Source organism: Streptomyces sp. NPDC001410 (assembly GCF_042895235.1).
Classification (GTDB): domain Bacteria; phylum Actinomycetota; class Actinomycetes; order Streptomycetales; family Streptomycetaceae; genus Streptomyces.
The window spans coordinates 268,147-283,278 of the sequence record NZ_JBIAWE010000006.1 but is presented as its reverse complement, the minus strand read 5'-3'; the positions used below and the strand labels follow the sequence as shown (position 1 = coordinate 283,278).

Genomic DNA, 15,132 nt, shown 5'->3' with positions numbered 1-15,132 from the left:
ACGTACACCCGGCCACGGGCACCCTCGCCCGACGGTCAGAGGCCATGTATACCTGTTAGGTATGGGCGATACTAGGGCCTGGAGCACATTGAGCAGACAGGAGGAGAGCACGAGTGCGCCTTGCCCTCCTGGCACTCCTGGCACGTGGCCCGGCCCACGGCTACGAGCTGAAGCAGGACCTTGAGCAACTGCTGGGCTCCGCGTACCCTCAGCCGAACGTCGGCCAGATCTACGTGACCCTCGGCCGCCTCGAGAAGTCGGGACTGATCGAGGGCGAGGACGTCGAGCAGGCCAGCCGGCCCAACAAGAAGGTCTACCACCTCACCGACGCCGGGCGGGAGGCGCTGCACGCCTGGTTCGAGGAGACCGAGGACGAGCCGCGGGTCCGGGACGAGTTCTTCATGAAGCTCGCGCTCGCCCCGCAGACCGGTCTCGTCGAGCAGATCGCCCTCATCAACAAGCAGCGGCGCCAGTACCTCAACACCATGCGCAACCTGTCGAAGCTGGCCGCGGCCGAGAACCGGGACAACCGAATCGCCCATCTGCTCATAGAGGGCGCGATGCTGCACCTGCAGGCCGACCTCGACTGGCTGGAGCGGTGCCAGGAGGAACTGGAGGAGCTGGAGTGAGCGACGCCCACGCTCCTGTGCTGCGCGCCGAAGGTCTGGTGAAGACCCACCACGGCGAGGGCGCGCCCGCGCGTGCCGTCCGCGGGGTCGACCTGAGCGTCGAACGGGGCGAGTTCGTGGCGATCACCGGACCGTCCGGCGCCGGCAAGTCCACGCTGCTGCACCTGCTCGGCGGCCTGCAGCGGCCGGACGAGGGCAGCATCTGGCTCGACGGCCGGTGCACGGACTCCTTCAGCGAGGCGCGCTGGGCGGTGGAGCGCAGGAAGGCCATCGGGATCGTCTTCCAGTTCTTCAACCTGGTGTCGAACCTGTCGGTCGCCGACAACGTCGAGCTGCCCGCCCTGCTCGCCGGCGTCCCGCCGAAGCGGGCCCGGGCGGAGCGCGAGACGCTCCTTTCCGAGCTGGGTCTGCAGGGCAAGGAGCGCAGCATGCCGGGCGAGCTGTCCGGCGGCGAGCAGCAGCGGGTCGCGCTCGCCCGCGCCCTGGTCAACCACCCGCCGCTGCTGCTCGCGGACGAGCCCGCCGGCAGCCTCGACAGCAAGGGCACCCGTGAGGTGATGCGGCTGCTGTCCCGCTTCCACGGGCGCGGCCAGACCATCGTGCTGGTCACCCACGACGCCCGGCTGGCCAGCGCCGCCGACCGGGTGATCAGCTTCTTCGACGGCCGCATAGCCGACGACGCCGCACTGGACGCCGCCCCGTCCCGCAAGCCCGGGACCTCGGGTGTGCTGGAGCTGAGGGACTGATGGCGCGCCGACTGCCCGGGGCCGGGGACTGAGCCGTGCGAGCCACCCTGCGCTGGGCCCACTCCGATCTGCGCACGCACCGCGGCGAGGCGCTGTTCATCACGCTCGCCACCGCCGGCATCGTCGCCTCGCTGCTGCTGGCCGCCGCCCTCTTCGGCTACGCCACCAACCCGTGGCAGCGGACCTTCACCCAGGCGCGCGGGGCTCACGTCTGGATCCACACGGCCGCCTCCGCCGACGCCTGGCGGCTCGCCCGGCTGGACGGCGTCGAGTCCGTCGCCGGCCCCTACCGGACCGAGGCCGCCACCGTCGCCTCCCGCGGCACCCGCGCCGCCGTGGAGCTGCGCGGCACCCCGCAGCTGCCCTCCGTCGGGCGCCCGCTGCTCACCGCCGGCCAGTGGCTGGACCCGGCGCAGCCGGACGGCGTGGTCCTGGAGACCCGGCTGGCCCGGGCCCTGCTGGCCGAGCCCGGCGACACCCTCACGCTCCCCGGCACCGCCCGCACGCTCACCGTCGAGGGCATCGCCGACAGCGCGGAGCCCGGCTACAGCCCGGGCGCCCAGCCGGGGCTCGTCTGGGCGCTGCCGTCCGCCGTGCGCGCCCCCGGCGGCCAGGTGACCGGGCTGCGCCTGAAGGACCCTTCCGACACGGACTACGCGGTGCAGCGCGCCGTCACCGTGCTGGGCGCGGGCGCGGTCGGCGAGGTCTCCACCTGGCAGCAGGCGCGGGCCGACGCACAGGGCGAGAACCGGCTCCTCGGCCAGGTGCTCGGCCTGTTCGGACTCGGCGCCCTGGTCGCCGCGGGATTCGCGGTGCACGGGGCGATCGGCACCCGCATCCGGGGCCATCTGCGGGACATCTCGGTGCTGAAGGCGATCGGCTTCACGCCGGGCCAGGTCGTACGGATCTTCCTGCTCCAGCATCTGGCGTACGCCGCGCTGGGTGCGGTGGCCGCGGCCGCGGTGACCGAGAGTCTCGGCACCCGGGTCCCGGGGCGGCTCGGCGACGCGGTGGGCGTGTGGCAGGGGTTGCCGGGGCACACCGTGGCGCTGTCCGCGGTGCCCGTGGCGGCGGTGCTGTTCATCGGCCTGACCACGGGGCTCGCGGCCTGGCGGGCGGGCCGGGTGCCTCCGGTGCCGGTGCCCCGCCCGTCGGCTCCGGCGGGCGGCCGGCTGACCGGCCTGGCCCGCCGTGCCCTGGGGCTGCGGCTGCCGGCCGCGCTGGTCCTGGGCTGCCACAAGGCGTTCGCCGGCCGCGGCCGGTCGCTGGCCGGCGTGGCCCGGCTGACGCTGCCGCTGCTGCTGATCGTGGTGGCGCTCAGCGCATGGACCACCATCGACCGCTTCCACAGCAGCCCGGAACGGGTGGGCCTGCCGACGGCGCTCACCCTCCGCTCGGACGGCGACCTGAGCGACCCGGACGTACGGGCCCTGCTGGCGGCGAACCACCAGGTCACCGCCGCCTACCCGGGCGTCGAACTCGCCGCGCTGGTCCCCGGTCAGACCGGGACGATCGCCCTGCGCGGCCTCGGCACGCGCTCGCAGCCCTACCCCTACACCCTCGCCGAGGGCCGGGCCGCGCACGGACCGGACGAGGCCGTGGCCGGCCAGGGCCTGCTGGATCTGCTGCATGTACGGGTCGGCGACTGGGTGCGGATGACGCTGGGCGAGCAGCCGCAGATCCTGCACATCGTGGGCCGCAGCATCGAACCGCAGAACGCCGGCCGGGTCGTGACGACCTCCCTGGACACCCTGCGCGAGAACGACCCGCGGCTGTCCCCGGCCTTCTACCAGCTGCGGCTGCGCCCGGGCGCCGACCCGCATCAGGTCGCCTCCGCCCTGGCCACAGCCGGAAACGGGCACCTGGACGTGCACGCCGTGACCAACCCGGCCGACGGGCTGTCCCCGCTGCGCGCGGTCGTCGCCGGGCTGATCGCCGTGCTCGCCCTCATCGGGCTCGTCGAGTTGCTCACCGCGATCGGCGGAAGCGTCCGGGAGGGCGAGCGCGACATGCTCGCCCTCCGGGCGATCGGCATGTCCCCCAGGCAGATCACCGCGATCACCGTCACGGCGACGACCTGCACGGCCCTGGCCGCGGTCCTCGCCGGTACGGCCCTGGGGCTGCCGCTGGCGCACCGGCTGATCGACGCCCAGGGCAGCTCCAACGGCATCGGCGCCGGCATCGCCCAGTCGCCCTCGCCCGGCCTGCTGCTCCTGCTGGACGCGGGCGCCGTACTGGGAGCCGCGGCCCTGGCCGCCCTCCCCGCGGCCCGGGCGGCCCGCCGCCGCCTGGCGGACACGCTGAGCGCGGTGGCCTGAGCCCGGTTCCGCAGGCCCGGAACCGGCGTCCTGCTACTTCCCCGGCCCCGCCCCGAACTTCAACAGCAGCAGGCCGAACACGTCCGGATCGAACAGCACACCGTTGCTCTCCGGCGGGACGCGTACGTCGTTGATCTCGGCGGTGGGGGTGCCCGGTCCCTGCGGATCCTGGGTCCCGCCCGCGCGTACGTACGCCTTCTGGGCGGCGGTCACGAACGAGCGGTACTTCATGGTTGTGACGGCCGAGTCGAACGCCTTGCCGCGCAGCCCGGGGATCCGCCCTGCCAACTTGAGCAGATAGGCGTCGGTGAATCCGTCGACGCTCTCGGCGGGCTGGTTGGCATACAGCAGGTCGTGGTACTCGGCGAACTTGCCCGCGTCCAGCGCGGCCCGCAGGGCGTTGACCGCCTTCTTGGAGCCGTTGCCGCCGAGCCGGTCGTCCAGGAAGGAGGCGAGGGTGTACTCGGTCTTCGCCCCCCGCCGGATCATGGCCTCGCGCAGTTTCGGGGCTCCCCCGGTTCTTTCGAACTCCTCGCACACCGGGCACCGCGGATCCTCGTAGAGGTGCACGGTCACCCTGGCGTGCGGGTCACCGACGGTGATGGTCGTCCCGTCCGCCTCCAGCCGCTCCGGCACGGCTTCCAGTCCGGAATAGGCCGGCTTGGTCTCCGCCATGACCGCGGGCCCACTGCTCTCCGCCTCCGGCTGCTGGTGTCTGCTGCCGCAGCCCACCGCCGACACTCCCAGCACGGCCACCGCGACTGCCGCGGCGAACCCCCTGCGTCTCACGCATGTCCTCCCCTGAATCCAGGGGAACCCTAGGGGACGCGCACAGAAAACGCACAGGAGAATCGTCCGCGGCAGCACTCGGGCGATGGGTCAGCTCCGGCCGCGCAGCTCCCGGTACTTGGCGACCAGGGCCTTCGTGGAGGCGTCCAGGCCGGGGACCTCAGCGCCCTCGGTCAGGGCCGGCTCGACGCGCTTGGCGAGGACCTTGCCCAGTTCCACGCCCCACTGGTCGAAGGAGTCGATGTTCCAGACGGCGCCCTGGACGAACACCTTGTGCTCGTAGAGCGCGACGAGCTGGCCGAGCACCGACGGGGTCAGTTCGCGCGCGAGGATCGTGGTCGTCGGCCGGTTGCCCGGGAACGTCTTGTGCGGGACCAGCTCCTCGGGCACGCCCTCCGCACGGACCTCCTCGGCCGTCTTGCCGAAGGCGAGGGCCTGGGTCTGGGCGAAGAAGTTGGCCATCAACAGGTCGTGCTGGGCCTTGAGTTCACCGCTCAGCTCGGCGACCGGCTCGGCGAAGCCGACGAAGTCCGCCGGGATCAGCTTGGTGCCCTGGTGGATCAACTGGTAATAGGCGTGCTGTCCGTTGGTGCCGGGCGTACCCCAGACCACCGGGCCGGTCTGCCACTCGACCCTCTTGCCGTCCCGCGCCACGTACTTGCCGTTGGACTCCATGTCCAGCTGCTGCAGGTACGCCGTGAACTTGGACAGGTAGTGGCTGTACGGCAGCACCGCGTGCGACTGGGCGTCGTGGAAGTTGTCGTACCAGATGCCCAACAGGCCCAGGAGCAGCGGCACGTTGGACTCGGCGGGCGCGGTGCGGAAGTGGTCGTCGACCAGGCGGAAGCCGCCGAGCATCTCCCGGAATCGGTCGGGCCCGATGGCGATCATCAGGGACAGGCCGATCGCGGAGTCGTACGAGTAGCGCCCGCCGACCCAGTCCCAGAACTCGAACATGTTGGCCGTGTCGATGCCGAACTCGGCGACCTTCTCGGCGTTGGTCGACAGGGCCACGAAGTGCTTGGCCACCGCGGACTCGGCACCGAGCGCGTCCAGCAGCCACTTCCGGGCCGAGGTCGCGTTGGTGATCGTCTCGATGGTGGTGAAGGTCTTGGAGGCGATGATGAACAGCGTCTCGGCCGGGTCCAGGTCGCGGGTGGCCTCGTGCAGGTCGGCGCCGTCCACGTTGGAGACGAAGCGGACGGTGAGGTCGCGGTCGGTGAAGCTGCGCAGCACCTCGTAGGCCATCGCGGGACCCAGGTCGGAGCCGCCGATGCCGACGTTGATCACGTTCTTGATGCGCTTGCCGGTGTGCCCCGTCCACGCGCCCGAACGCACGCGCGCGGCGAAGTCGCTCATCCTGTCCAGCACGGCGTGCACGGCCGGGACGACGTTCTCCCCGTCGACCTCGATCACCGCGTCCCGCGGAGCGCGCAGCGCGGTGTGCAGCACCGCCCGGTTCTCGGTGACGTTGATCTTCTCGCCGCGGAACATGGCGTCCCTGAGGCCGAAGACGTCCGTCGCGGCGGCCAGCTCACGCAGCAGCCGCAGCGTCTCGTCGGTGACCAGGTGCTTCGAGTAGTCGATGTACAGGTCGCCGACCTGCAGGGTGTATCCGGCGCCACGCCCCGGATCGGCGGCGAACAGCTCGCGCAGATGGGTGTCGGCCAGCTCCTCCCGGTGCTTGGTGAGAGCGGTCCACTCGGGCGTCTGGTTGAGCCTGGTACGTCCGTCTGCGTTCATATCCGACTTCAGCCTTCTTTCCTGCAACCTGTCCTGTTGCGTACCGTGCCCCGCTGCCGGTTCCAACCTAGTTGATCAGTGGGTGCCCTGAGCTGCTGCGGCGCCGTCCTGCGGGGCAACAACAGGTACGTCCGGCTTACGCGCGGGTATCAGCGCGATGACGGCGAGGACGAAGAAACCGGCCGTGAGCAGCGGCGGGGTGTTGCGGCCCCAGGCGGTCGCGACGGCGCCGCCCAGCAGGGCGCCCAGGGGCACTCCGGCGCAGGCCAGGGTCCGGAAGGCCGCGGCGACCCGGCCGAGCAGTTCGGCGGGGCTGCGCTCCTGCATCAGGGTCGTCGTGTTGACGTTCCACACCATGCCCATGACCCCGAAGACGGCGAGCGCCCCCACCAGCACGGCCAGGCTGCGCACGGTGCCCATGACGACGAGCGACCCGGTCTGCACCGCGCCGGCGAGCAGGACGGAGCCCGTCCGGCCGAGGCGGTCCACCAGCCGGCCGTTCACCAGCCCTCCGGCCAGGTTGCCCAGGGTGACGGCGGTGCCCGCTGCCGCGAATCCGGCAGGTCCCGCGTCCAGCCAGCCGGTGACCAGGACGACCAGGGTGGCGAGCAGTGCGCCCATGCCGATGTTGCACAGGGCGGTGGCGGCACAGAGTCCGCGCAGGGCGCCGTCGCGCCACAGTGTGCGCCATCCGTCCGCGATGTCCCGGCGCAGGGTGCCGCCCCCGGGGCCGGCCGCCCGCCGGGTGACCGGGAGGGTGCCGACCAGGGCGGCGGCCACCAGGAACGTGGCCGCGTCGACGGCGAAGGGGAGGGCTGCCCCGGCGGCGATCAGCAGCGGCACGGCCGACGCGCCGAGCAGTCCGCCGGCGATCCGCTGTCCGGTCATCAGCCGGGCGTTCGCGCTGCCGAGGGCCTCGGTCTCCACCAGGGCGGGCAGCAGGGCCGTGGACGCGTTGTCGAACAGCGTCTGGAGCGTGGTCAGGGTGAAGGCCAGCAGGATCAGCAGGCCGATCGAGGCCTGCCCCAGCGCGACGGCCACCGCGAATCCCGCGACCAGCAGGCCGCGCAGCGCGTCCACCGTCCACATGGCCCGCCGCTGGTCCACCCGGTCGGCGACGGCGCCGCCGAGCAGCCCGAAGACGATCCAGGGCAGATAGCCGCAGGCGGTGACCGAGGTGATGAGCAGGGGCTTGTCGGTCAGTGCGGCGGCCAGCAGTGGCAGCGCGGCCGTACGCAGCGCGTCACCGAAGCTGGAGAGCACCGCGGCACTCCACAGCCGCCCGAATCCCCCGCGCCACGCGAGCGCACCTGGCTCCGCTCCCCCGACCCCCGTCACAACTCCCCCTCGCGGTTCACGCCTTCACACAAACCGTAGGGGGTGCCACTGACAGTCGGCCGGACGTGCGGGGAGGAACGGCTTCGGCCAGGCACCGTGGGGCACCCGGCCGATGACAAGTCCTAGATCTCGCCGCGCAGTTTCGCGAGCGCCTCCGCGAGGATCGCCTCGCCGTCCGCATCGCTGCGCCGCTCCCGTACGTACGCGAGGTGCGTCTTGTACGGCTCGGTGCGCGGCGGGTCCGGCGGGTTGTCCCGGTCCTGGCCGGCCGGGAAGCCGCAGCGCGGGCAGTCCCAGGTCTCGGGCACCTGTGCGTCGCTGGCGAAGCTCGGCTGCGTCTCGTGCCCGTTGGAGCACCAGAAGGAGATGCGCAGACGCGGCGCGGACTCGCCGCGCTCGGCCTCGCCCATCGGCCCCGCCCCGACCCGACTTCCTCGGATCGCGTTGCCACTTGCCACGGTGTAACTCCCTGCGTGATGGTGCCGCGAAGCGAGTCGGCGTTCCGCTTCGCCGCGAGCGCCTCAGTCTACGTAAGGCCCAACGCGCGTCCAGTGATTGGAGTTACAGCCCCCACACCTAGACGCAAGCCCCATGATAGGCCGCGCTCAGGAGCGCGTACCGAACATGGGGCCTTACGTACGGAATGTATGTGCTTGCGAGACGCTGATCAGCTGGTCGTCTTCATCAGGATGCCGAGGACGACGATGCACGCGAACCAGAGCAGACCGATCACGATGGTGATGCGGTCGAGGTTGCGCTCGGCGACCGAGGAGCCGCCGACGGACGACTGCATGCCGCCACCGAACATGTCGGAGAGGCCGCCGCCCTTCCCCTTGTGCATCAGCACCAGCAGCATCAGCAGCAGGCTGAAGACGATCAGGGCGATCGAGAACCCCAAAACCACGGCTGGACCAACTTCCTCGGATTCGGATGAACGACGGGGACACAGCACCACGGCTGTGCCCCCGCCAGGGTACGACGGATCGCGTCTAGCGCATACTCACTGGTCGCGGAAGCGCACGATCTTGACGAACTCGTCGGCGTCCAGCGAGGCACCGCCCACCAGGGCGCCGTCGATGTCGGCCTGCGCCATGATCTCGGCGACGTTGCCGGACTTCACGGAGCCGCCGTACTGGATGCGGACCTGGTCGGCCAGCTCCTGGGAGTACAGCTCGGCGATCTTGGCGCGGATGGCGGCGCAGACCTCCTGGGCGTCCTCGGCGCCGCAGACCTTGCCGGTACCGATGGCCCAGACGGGCTCGTAGGCGATCACGATGGTCTCGGCCTGCTCGGCCGGGAGGTCCTTCAGACCGCCCTCGACCTGGGCGAGGGTGTGGGTGACATGGTTGCCCGCCTCGCGGACGTCCAGCTCCTCGCCGACGCACATGATCGGGGTCAGGCCGTGCTTGTAGGCGGCCTTGACCTTGGCGTTCACGACCTCGTCGGTCTCGTTGTGGTACTGGCGGCGCTCGGAGTGCCCGATGGCCACGTAGGTGCACTTCAGCTTGGCCAGCATCGGGCCCGAGATCTCGCCCGTGTAGGCGCCGGAGTCGTGCGCCGAGAGGTCCTGGGCGCCGTACTTGATCTTGAGCTTGTCGCCGTCGACCAGGGTCTGCACGGAGCGCAGGTCGGTGAAGGGCGCCAGGACGGCGACCTCGACGGCCTCGTAGTCCTTGTCGGCCAGGGCGAAGGCGAGCTTCTGGACGTGCGCGATGGCCTCGAGGTGGTTGAGGTTCATCTTCCAGTTGCCCGCCATGATCGGCGTGCGCGTGCTCATAAGGGGTCAGTCCTCCAGTGCGGCGAGGCCGGGGAGCGTCTTGCCCTCGAGGTATTCGAGGGAGGCGCCGCCACCGGTCGAGATGTGGCCGAATGCGTTCTCGTCGAAGCCGAGCGTACGCACGGCCGCGGCGGAGTCGCCGCCACCGACGACGCTGAAGCCGTCGGATTCCACGAGGGCCTGGGCGACCGCCTTGGTGCCCTCGGCGTAGTCGGGGTGCTCGAAGACACCCATGGGACCGTTCCAGAACACGGTCCGGGCGTCGGCGAGCTTCGAGGCGTACAGCTCTCGGGTCTTGGGGCCGATGTCCAGCCCCTCCTGGTCGGCGGGGATCTTGTCCGCGTCGACCACGGTGTTCTCGGTGGGAGCCTTGGCCTTCAGGTCCGGGAACTCCCGGGAGACCACGACGTCCACGGGGAGCAGCAGCTCGACGCCCTGCTTCTGAGCACGCTCCATGTACTCGGTGACGGCCGGGACCTGGTCCTCCTGGAGGAGGGAGATGCCGACCTCGTAGCCCTTGGCCTTGAGGAAGGTGTAGGCCATGCCGCCGCCGATGAGGAGGCGGTCGGCCTTGCCGAGCAGCTCGTCGATGACGGCGAGCTTGTCGGAGACCTTGGCGCCGCCGAGCGCCACGACGTAGGGGCGCTCGACGTCCTCGGTGAGCTTCTTCAGCACGCCGACCTCGGTGGCGATCAGGTAGCCGGCGTAGTGCGGCAGGCGGGCCGGGAGGTCGTAGACCGAGGCGTGCTTGCGATGCACCGCACCGAAACCGTCACCGACGTAGACGTCGGCGAGGGCCGCGAGCCGGTCGGCGAACTCGCCGCGCTCGGTGTCGTCCTTGGAGGTCTCGCCGGCGTTGAAGCGCAGGTTCTCGATGACCGCGACCTGGCCGGGCTGCAGGCCGTTCACGGCGTCGTGGGCGGCGGGGCCGACGGTGTCCTGGGCGAACGCGACCGGCGCGCCGAGGAGTTCACCGAGCCGCTCGGCGGCGGGCAGCAGCGAGAAGGCGGGATCGGGGGCGCCCTTGGGACGGCCCAGGTGCGAGGCGACGACCACCTTGGCGCCCGCCTCGGCGAGGGCCTTGACGGTGGGCAGGACGGCGCGGATGCGGCCGTCGTCGGTGATGACGCCGTCGGCGAGCGGGACGTTGAGGTCGGCACGGACGAAGACCCGCTTGCCGTCCACGCCCGCGGAGAGAAGTTCGTCGATGGTCTTCATGAGAGGGGACTCCTGAGGGCTCTTGTTCCTACGAGGGCCGATCTTCGCAGGTCGGCCGGGGCGGCCTGCACGCGCGTCAGGGCTCGGGCAGCGCGACGGTGCGCTGCCCGAGCCCTGCGTGACGCATCAGCGGCCTGCTGCGGCCGATCAGAGCTGGTTGCCGACGAAGACCGTCAGGTCCACGAGGCGGTTGGAGTAGCCCCACTCGTTGTCGTACCAACCGATGACCTTCACGTTCTTGCCGTCCTGGACCATGGTCAGGGACGAGTCGAACGTGCAGGACGCCGGGGCGTTGACGATGTCGGAGGAGACGATCGGGTCCTCGGTGTACTCCAGGATGCCCTTGAGCTCGCCCTCGGCGGCCTTCTGGAAGGCGGCGTTGATCTCTTCCTTGGTGACCTCGCGGCCGAGCTCCAGGACGAGGTCGGTGACCGAGCCGGTGGGGACCGGGACGCGCATGGCGATGCCGTCCAGCTTGCCCTTGAGCTGCGGGAGGACCAGGGCGGTGGCCTTGGCGGCACCGGTGGTGGTCGGGATGATGTTCTCGGCGGCGGCACGGGCGCGGCGCAGGTCCTTGTGCGGGAAGTCGAGGATGCGCTGGTCGTTCGTGTACGCGTGCACCGTGGTCATCAGACCCTTGACGATGCCGAAGTTCTCGTCGAGGACCTTCGCCATCGGCGCCACACAGTTGGTGGTGCAGGAGGCGTTGGAGATGACGTGGTGGTTCGCCGGGTCGTACTTGTCCTGGTTGACGCCCATCACGATGGTGATGTCCTCGCCGGAGGCCGGAGCCGAGATGAGGACCTTCTTGGCGCCGCCGGTGATGTGCTTCGCGGCGTCGTCCTTCTTGGTGAAGATGCCGGTCGACTCGATGACGATGTCGACGCCCAGCTCGCCCCAGGGGATGTCGGCCGGGTTGCGCTCGGAGAGCACCTTGATGGTGTGACCGTCGACGGTGATGGTGTCGGCGGTGTGGGACACCTCCTGCTTCAGACGGCCCAGGATGGTGTCGTACTTCAGCAGGTGAGCGGTGGTCGCGGTGTCACCCAGGTCGTTGACAGCCACAACCTCGATGTCGGCACCCTGCTCCAGCAGTGCGCGGAAGTAGTTACGCCCGATACGGCCGAAGCCGTTGATGCCTACGCGGATCGTCACGAACCGATCTCCTCGTTGGTACGCCGGCCATGCGGTGCCGGCGAGCTGTATTTGGGATGTCCCCGACCACCCCCGACCCTACCCCTCTGGGGGCCCCGCGGTGACATCGAGATGCCGCATAAAAGGGCAGGCGGTCCGTACCGGCCAGTAGGGTACGGACCACCTCGGATCGGCGGTCGTTTTGCCGCTCTTTGTTACGTAATGCCGCCGCCTGTTGGCGCCCTTTTCACTCGTTCGTGAGCGGGTCGGCTCACCTGATGGGTGCCGTTTTCGCGCACCGTTGAGTGGGGGTCCCGCTCACATGTTGAATACGGCTGTCTCATCTGTCGAGCGAACCGAACGCCTTCCTCAGCAGGGCCGCCCGGTCGGCCGCCGACGGCACCTGTTCCAGACCGAAGCCGAGCAGAACGGTGTCCGCGGTGGTGACCGCTCCGTACGTCTGGAAGAGCGTTCCGGTGCGCGTCCAGTCCTTCAGGACCGCCGGGCTGCCCGCAGGCGGTCCGGCCGCCTTCCAGGCACCCAGGGACGACTCGAAGCCCTCGGTCTCCTTCGCCGCGCCGCCGGCCACGAGCGAGGCGTCGTCGACGAGGACGCCGTGTCCGCCGCTGCCCGGGTCGGTGATGTAGCTGACCGAGATCTCGACGGACTTGCCGGCGTACGCGCTCAGGTCGAAGCTCACCTGCTGCCAGCCGCCGGAGCTGCCGGTGAGGCTGTGCCACGAGCCGGTGGTGCCGGTCGCGGTGCAGGCGTTGTCCGCGAGCGTGAGGTAGTGCCTGAGCCAGGGGTGCTCCCCGATCAGGAACCCGGCCCCGCACTCGGCCGGTACGGCCGTCTTCGTGGCGCCGCCGGCCTCCGGGAGGGCCGTCCAGTCGTCGGCGCCCACGGTGTGGGCCTCGACGACCGCGTGGTCGTAGCCGGGCTCGGTGTCCCACAACAGCCGGGTGCGCAGGGCCGGCTGGTCGGCGGCGGTGACCCCGGTGAGGTCGATGGTGCGGGTGAGGCGCTTGTAGGCGTCGTCGGTGTGCAGGGCCGCGGCCATGTAGGAGCCGGAGTACGGGCCGTACGGGCTGACGGTCCCGGCGAACCGGCCCGCACCCGCGCTCTTGAACTGCGGGTACGTGGCGGCGGGCAGTTCGTCCGAGGTGACGCCGTAGGTGCCGGCCTTGTCGAGCGGGTTGCCGGGCACGTCACCGAGGGCGCCGGTGTAGCCGTCGAGGCCGCCGGAGCCGGTGAAGGCGGTGGCTCCCTTGGTCGACGTACGACTGTAGGCGCCCAGGTAGTACTGGCTGAAGTCGTCCGAGAGGGTGCCGCCGCCGAGGTCGACGCTGCCGCCGGCCAGCTCGCCGGCCTCGATCAGCCGGCCGCCCTCGTTGAGGTAGGCGCGCAGCTGGAGCTGGGTGGCGTTGCCCGGGCCGTTGGCACCCGAGTAGTGCACGACGGTCCTGAAGTGCCCGAGCACGCCGAGCGCGTCGGGCGCGCCCCGGGTGGCGACGTCCCAGACGATCGCCCGGTGCCCGGCCGCCTTCAGCGCGTCCACGTACGCCTGCGCCTGCGTGGCGGCCGCGCCCTCCTCGGCGACGACGAGGGTGTCGGCCCTGGGCCGCTCGGCGACGGTGTAGGTGAAGTGGGAGCTGGAGACCTTCTTGCCGCTCCTCGTCTCACCGGTGAACCACACCTCGACCTTGTCGCCCGGTTCGCCGCCTCGGACCTTGGCCCGGTACTCGTCGAAGTAGAGGTCGTCCTCGCCGCCGTAGGTCTCGCCGCCCTTCCAGTGCCTGAGCGTCCGGTCCCACGTACGGCCGCCGTTGACGCGGTACTTGAGCTCCTTGTCGCGCACGGCCTTGCGGACGACGACCGAGACCTCCTGGTCCGCGCCCCGCGCATACGACGTGGAGAACGCGGCCGGGGTGAAGTCGGCGGCGCTCAGGCCGACCGAGGAGACCGGCCGGTCGGGGTGGGCTGCGGTCTCGGCGACGGAGAGCGCGAACGGGACGTTCTTCTCGAACTCCTGCCGGATCAGCTTCTCGTCGTCGGGGAAGTTGAAGACCGACTGGCAGTCGGACGCCTTCCAGGCGTCGTTCGGGTCGAGGTTCGACGCGGTCTGACAGGTCGACATCTCGGGGGTGAACATCGCCATGCCGTTGACGTTCGAGGCGTGGCCGTCCGCTTCGCCGTTGGTGGTGTACAGCTCCGAGGAGACCTGCGAGCGGTAGCCCGGGATCGCCGGGTTGTCGGGCGTGCCGGCGAGCGCCTTGTAGAGCACGTCGTCCGGGGTGGGCGTGGCGACCTGCCAGCCGACGCCGTAGAGGAGGAGTTCGGCGGCGGAGTGGTAGTTGATGCCGTACGTGAATCCGATGCGCTTCTCGAAGGCGTCGAGGGCCTTGGTCTCCGGCTCGGACTCGGGGCTCGCGCCGCGGTAGGTCTGGCTGGTGGGGTTCGGGGACGAACCCTCGTCGTCGTAGCCCCACTTGTAGGGGAAGTTGCGGTTGAGGTCCACGCCGTCACCCGTGCTGATGGCGCCGTCGCCGTTGACGTCCCGCAGGTTCTTGCGCCACAGGCGGGTGGTGGAGTCCTTGAACGTGTAGTCGTAGCCGTCGGGGTTGGCCGACAGGACGAACCACAGCTCGGTGGCGTCGACGATCTTCTTGATGCGCCGGTCCGTCCTGTAGTTGTCCAGGTAGTAGTGCATCAGACGCCGGGTCATCTCCGGCGTGATCCACTCGCGCGCGTGCTGGTTGGACATGTACAGCACGGCCGGCTTGGAGCCGTCCTTCGACTTCTGCGCGTTCCTGGTCAGCTTGAGCGCGAGGATGTCCTGGCCGTCGATCGTCTTGCCGATGGACTCGACCTTGGTGAGACCGGGGTGGTCCTGCCCGGTCCGGACGATCTCCTGCTCCAGGCCTCCGCTCCCGCCGTAGGGCCGGAACACGCCTTGGGCGGCGCCCTCGACGCGTGCCTCGGCCCTGGCCGTGAGGGCGTGCTCGGTGAGCCGGACGCCCTGCTCCTCGAGCTTCCTGGCCTGCTTGTCGGTGAGGTAGACCTCGACGGTGGTCTTCCCGTGCCCGGCCACCTGCTCGCCGAGTTCCTGGCCGTCCTGCCCGGCCTTGAGGAGCAGGGGAATCTGCTTCTGGGTGACGTCCGCTCGGAAGACCTTGACCGCGTCGGGGTCGGACGGGCCTGGACTTCCGCTCTGCGCCTGGGCGATGGGTGCAAGGCTCGCTCCCCCGATCAGGAGCGCGCCGACAGCGAGGATCGATCTCGCTCTGGGTCTCATGAACCCCCCTACCGGTGGTCCGCCACAGCGGCGAACAGGTTGCCAGGCTCATGTCACATCATGATCGAGTCAAGGGCGCCTCACGGACACACAAACGCCGGTGCCGACCACCCGAATGGACGTCGGCACCGGCGAGTTGACGGTG

12 protein-coding genes are annotated in these 15,132 nt (G+C 70.5%); 3 read left to right on the top strand and 9 right to left on the bottom strand.

Annotation, left to right across the window (positions count from 1 at the left end):
• Positions 1-113: 113 nt before the first annotated feature.
• Genes ACFY3C_RS15185 through ACFY3C_RS15175 form a run of 3 tightly spaced genes read left to right on the top strand, consistent with a single transcriptional unit; the run spans position 114 to position 3,693 of the window.
• Positions 114-629, top strand: coding sequence for a PadR family transcriptional regulator (locus ACFY3C_RS15185; RefSeq protein WP_386574082.1), 516 nt, complete (start codon positions 114-116; stop codon positions 627-629).
• Positions 626-1,375: an ABC transporter ATP-binding protein gene (locus ACFY3C_RS15180; protein WP_389185526.1), complete on the top strand. Its 750-nt coding sequence runs from the start codon at positions 626-628 to the stop codon at positions 1,373-1,375. The genes ACFY3C_RS15185 and ACFY3C_RS15180 overlap by 4 nt, the downstream gene beginning before the upstream one ends.
• Positions 1,376-1,410: 35 nt before the next feature.
• The gene (locus ACFY3C_RS15175) at positions 1,411-3,693 is read left to right on the top strand and encodes an FtsX-like permease family protein (protein WP_390771031.1); all 2,283 of its coding nucleotides are present in this window, start codon (positions 1,411-1,413) and stop codon (positions 3,691-3,693) included.
• 33 nt (positions 3,694-3,726) lie between these two features.
• Here the strand turns inward: ACFY3C_RS15175 and ACFY3C_RS15170 are convergent, their stop codons facing one another.
• From ACFY3C_RS15170 to ACFY3C_RS15130, 9 genes are all read right to left on the bottom strand, one after another.
• Complete coding sequence (locus ACFY3C_RS15170) at positions 3,727-4,482, bottom strand: DsbA family protein (protein WP_390771030.1); 756 nt, start codon at positions 4,480-4,482, stop codon at positions 3,727-3,729.
• 90 nt (positions 4,483-4,572) lie between these two features.
• Positions 4,573-6,225, bottom strand: a complete 1,653-nt coding sequence (gene pgi, locus ACFY3C_RS15165; protein ID WP_390771029.1) for a glucose-6-phosphate isomerase — start codon at positions 6,223-6,225, stop codon at positions 4,573-4,575.
• 75 nt (positions 6,226-6,300) lie between these two features.
• The gene (locus ACFY3C_RS15160) at positions 6,301-7,563 is read right to left on the bottom strand and encodes an MFS transporter (RefSeq protein ID WP_390771028.1); all 1,263 of its coding nucleotides are present in this window, start codon (positions 7,561-7,563) and stop codon (positions 6,301-6,303) included.
• A 122-nt stretch (positions 7,564-7,685) separates the two neighbouring features.
• Positions 7,686-7,973, bottom strand: a complete 288-nt coding sequence (locus ACFY3C_RS15155; protein WP_007448238.1) for an RNA polymerase-binding protein RbpA — start codon at positions 7,971-7,973, stop codon at positions 7,686-7,688.
• Positions 7,974-8,230: 257 nt separating this feature from the next.
• Positions 8,231-8,467: a preprotein translocase subunit SecG gene (gene secG / locus ACFY3C_RS15150; RefSeq protein WP_389185540.1), complete on the bottom strand. Its 237-nt coding sequence runs from the start codon at positions 8,465-8,467 to the stop codon at positions 8,231-8,233.
• A gap of 96 nt (positions 8,468-8,563) precedes the next feature.
• The gene (gene tpiA, locus ACFY3C_RS15145) at positions 8,564-9,340 is read right to left on the bottom strand and encodes a triose-phosphate isomerase (protein WP_386574092.1); all 777 of its coding nucleotides are present in this window, start codon (positions 9,338-9,340) and stop codon (positions 8,564-8,566) included.
• Positions 9,341-9,346: 6 nt separating this feature from the next.
• Positions 9,347-10,558 (bottom strand): phosphoglycerate kinase, encoded by a 1,212-nt coding sequence (locus ACFY3C_RS15140; protein ID WP_390771027.1) that lies wholly within the window; start codon positions 10,556-10,558, stop codon positions 9,347-9,349.
• A gap of 147 nt (positions 10,559-10,705) precedes the next feature.
• Positions 10,706-11,713, bottom strand: a complete 1,008-nt coding sequence (gene gap, locus ACFY3C_RS15135; protein ID WP_386574095.1) for a type I glyceraldehyde-3-phosphate dehydrogenase — start codon at positions 11,711-11,713, stop codon at positions 10,706-10,708.
• Positions 11,714-12,032: 319 nt separating this feature from the next.
• The gene (locus ACFY3C_RS15130; RefSeq protein ID WP_390771026.1) at positions 12,033-14,987 is read right to left on the bottom strand and encodes a M14 family zinc carboxypeptidase; all 2,955 of its coding nucleotides are present in this window, start codon (positions 14,985-14,987) and stop codon (positions 12,033-12,035) included.
• Positions 14,988-15,132 lie beyond the last annotated feature (145 nt).

Coding starts and splice junctions, on each gene's coding strand:
- pgi (WP_390771029.1), bottom strand. CDS start 6,225: ATGAACGCAGACGGACGTACCAGGCTCAACCAGACGCCCGAGTGGACC.
- ACFY3C_RS15155 (WP_007448238.1), bottom strand. CDS start 7,973: ATGGGCGAGGCCGAGCGCGGCGAGTCCGCGCCGCGTCTGCGCATCTCC.
- tpiA (WP_386574092.1), bottom strand. CDS start 9,340: ATGAGCACGCGCACGCCGATCATGGCGGGCAACTGGAAGATGAACCTC.
- ACFY3C_RS15140 (WP_390771027.1), bottom strand. CDS start 10,558: ATGAAGACCATCGACGAACTTCTCTCCGCGGGCGTGGACGGCAAGCGG.
- ACFY3C_RS15130 (WP_390771026.1), bottom strand. CDS start 14,987: ATGAGACCCAGAGCGAGATCGATCCTCGCTGTCGGCGCGCTCCTGATC.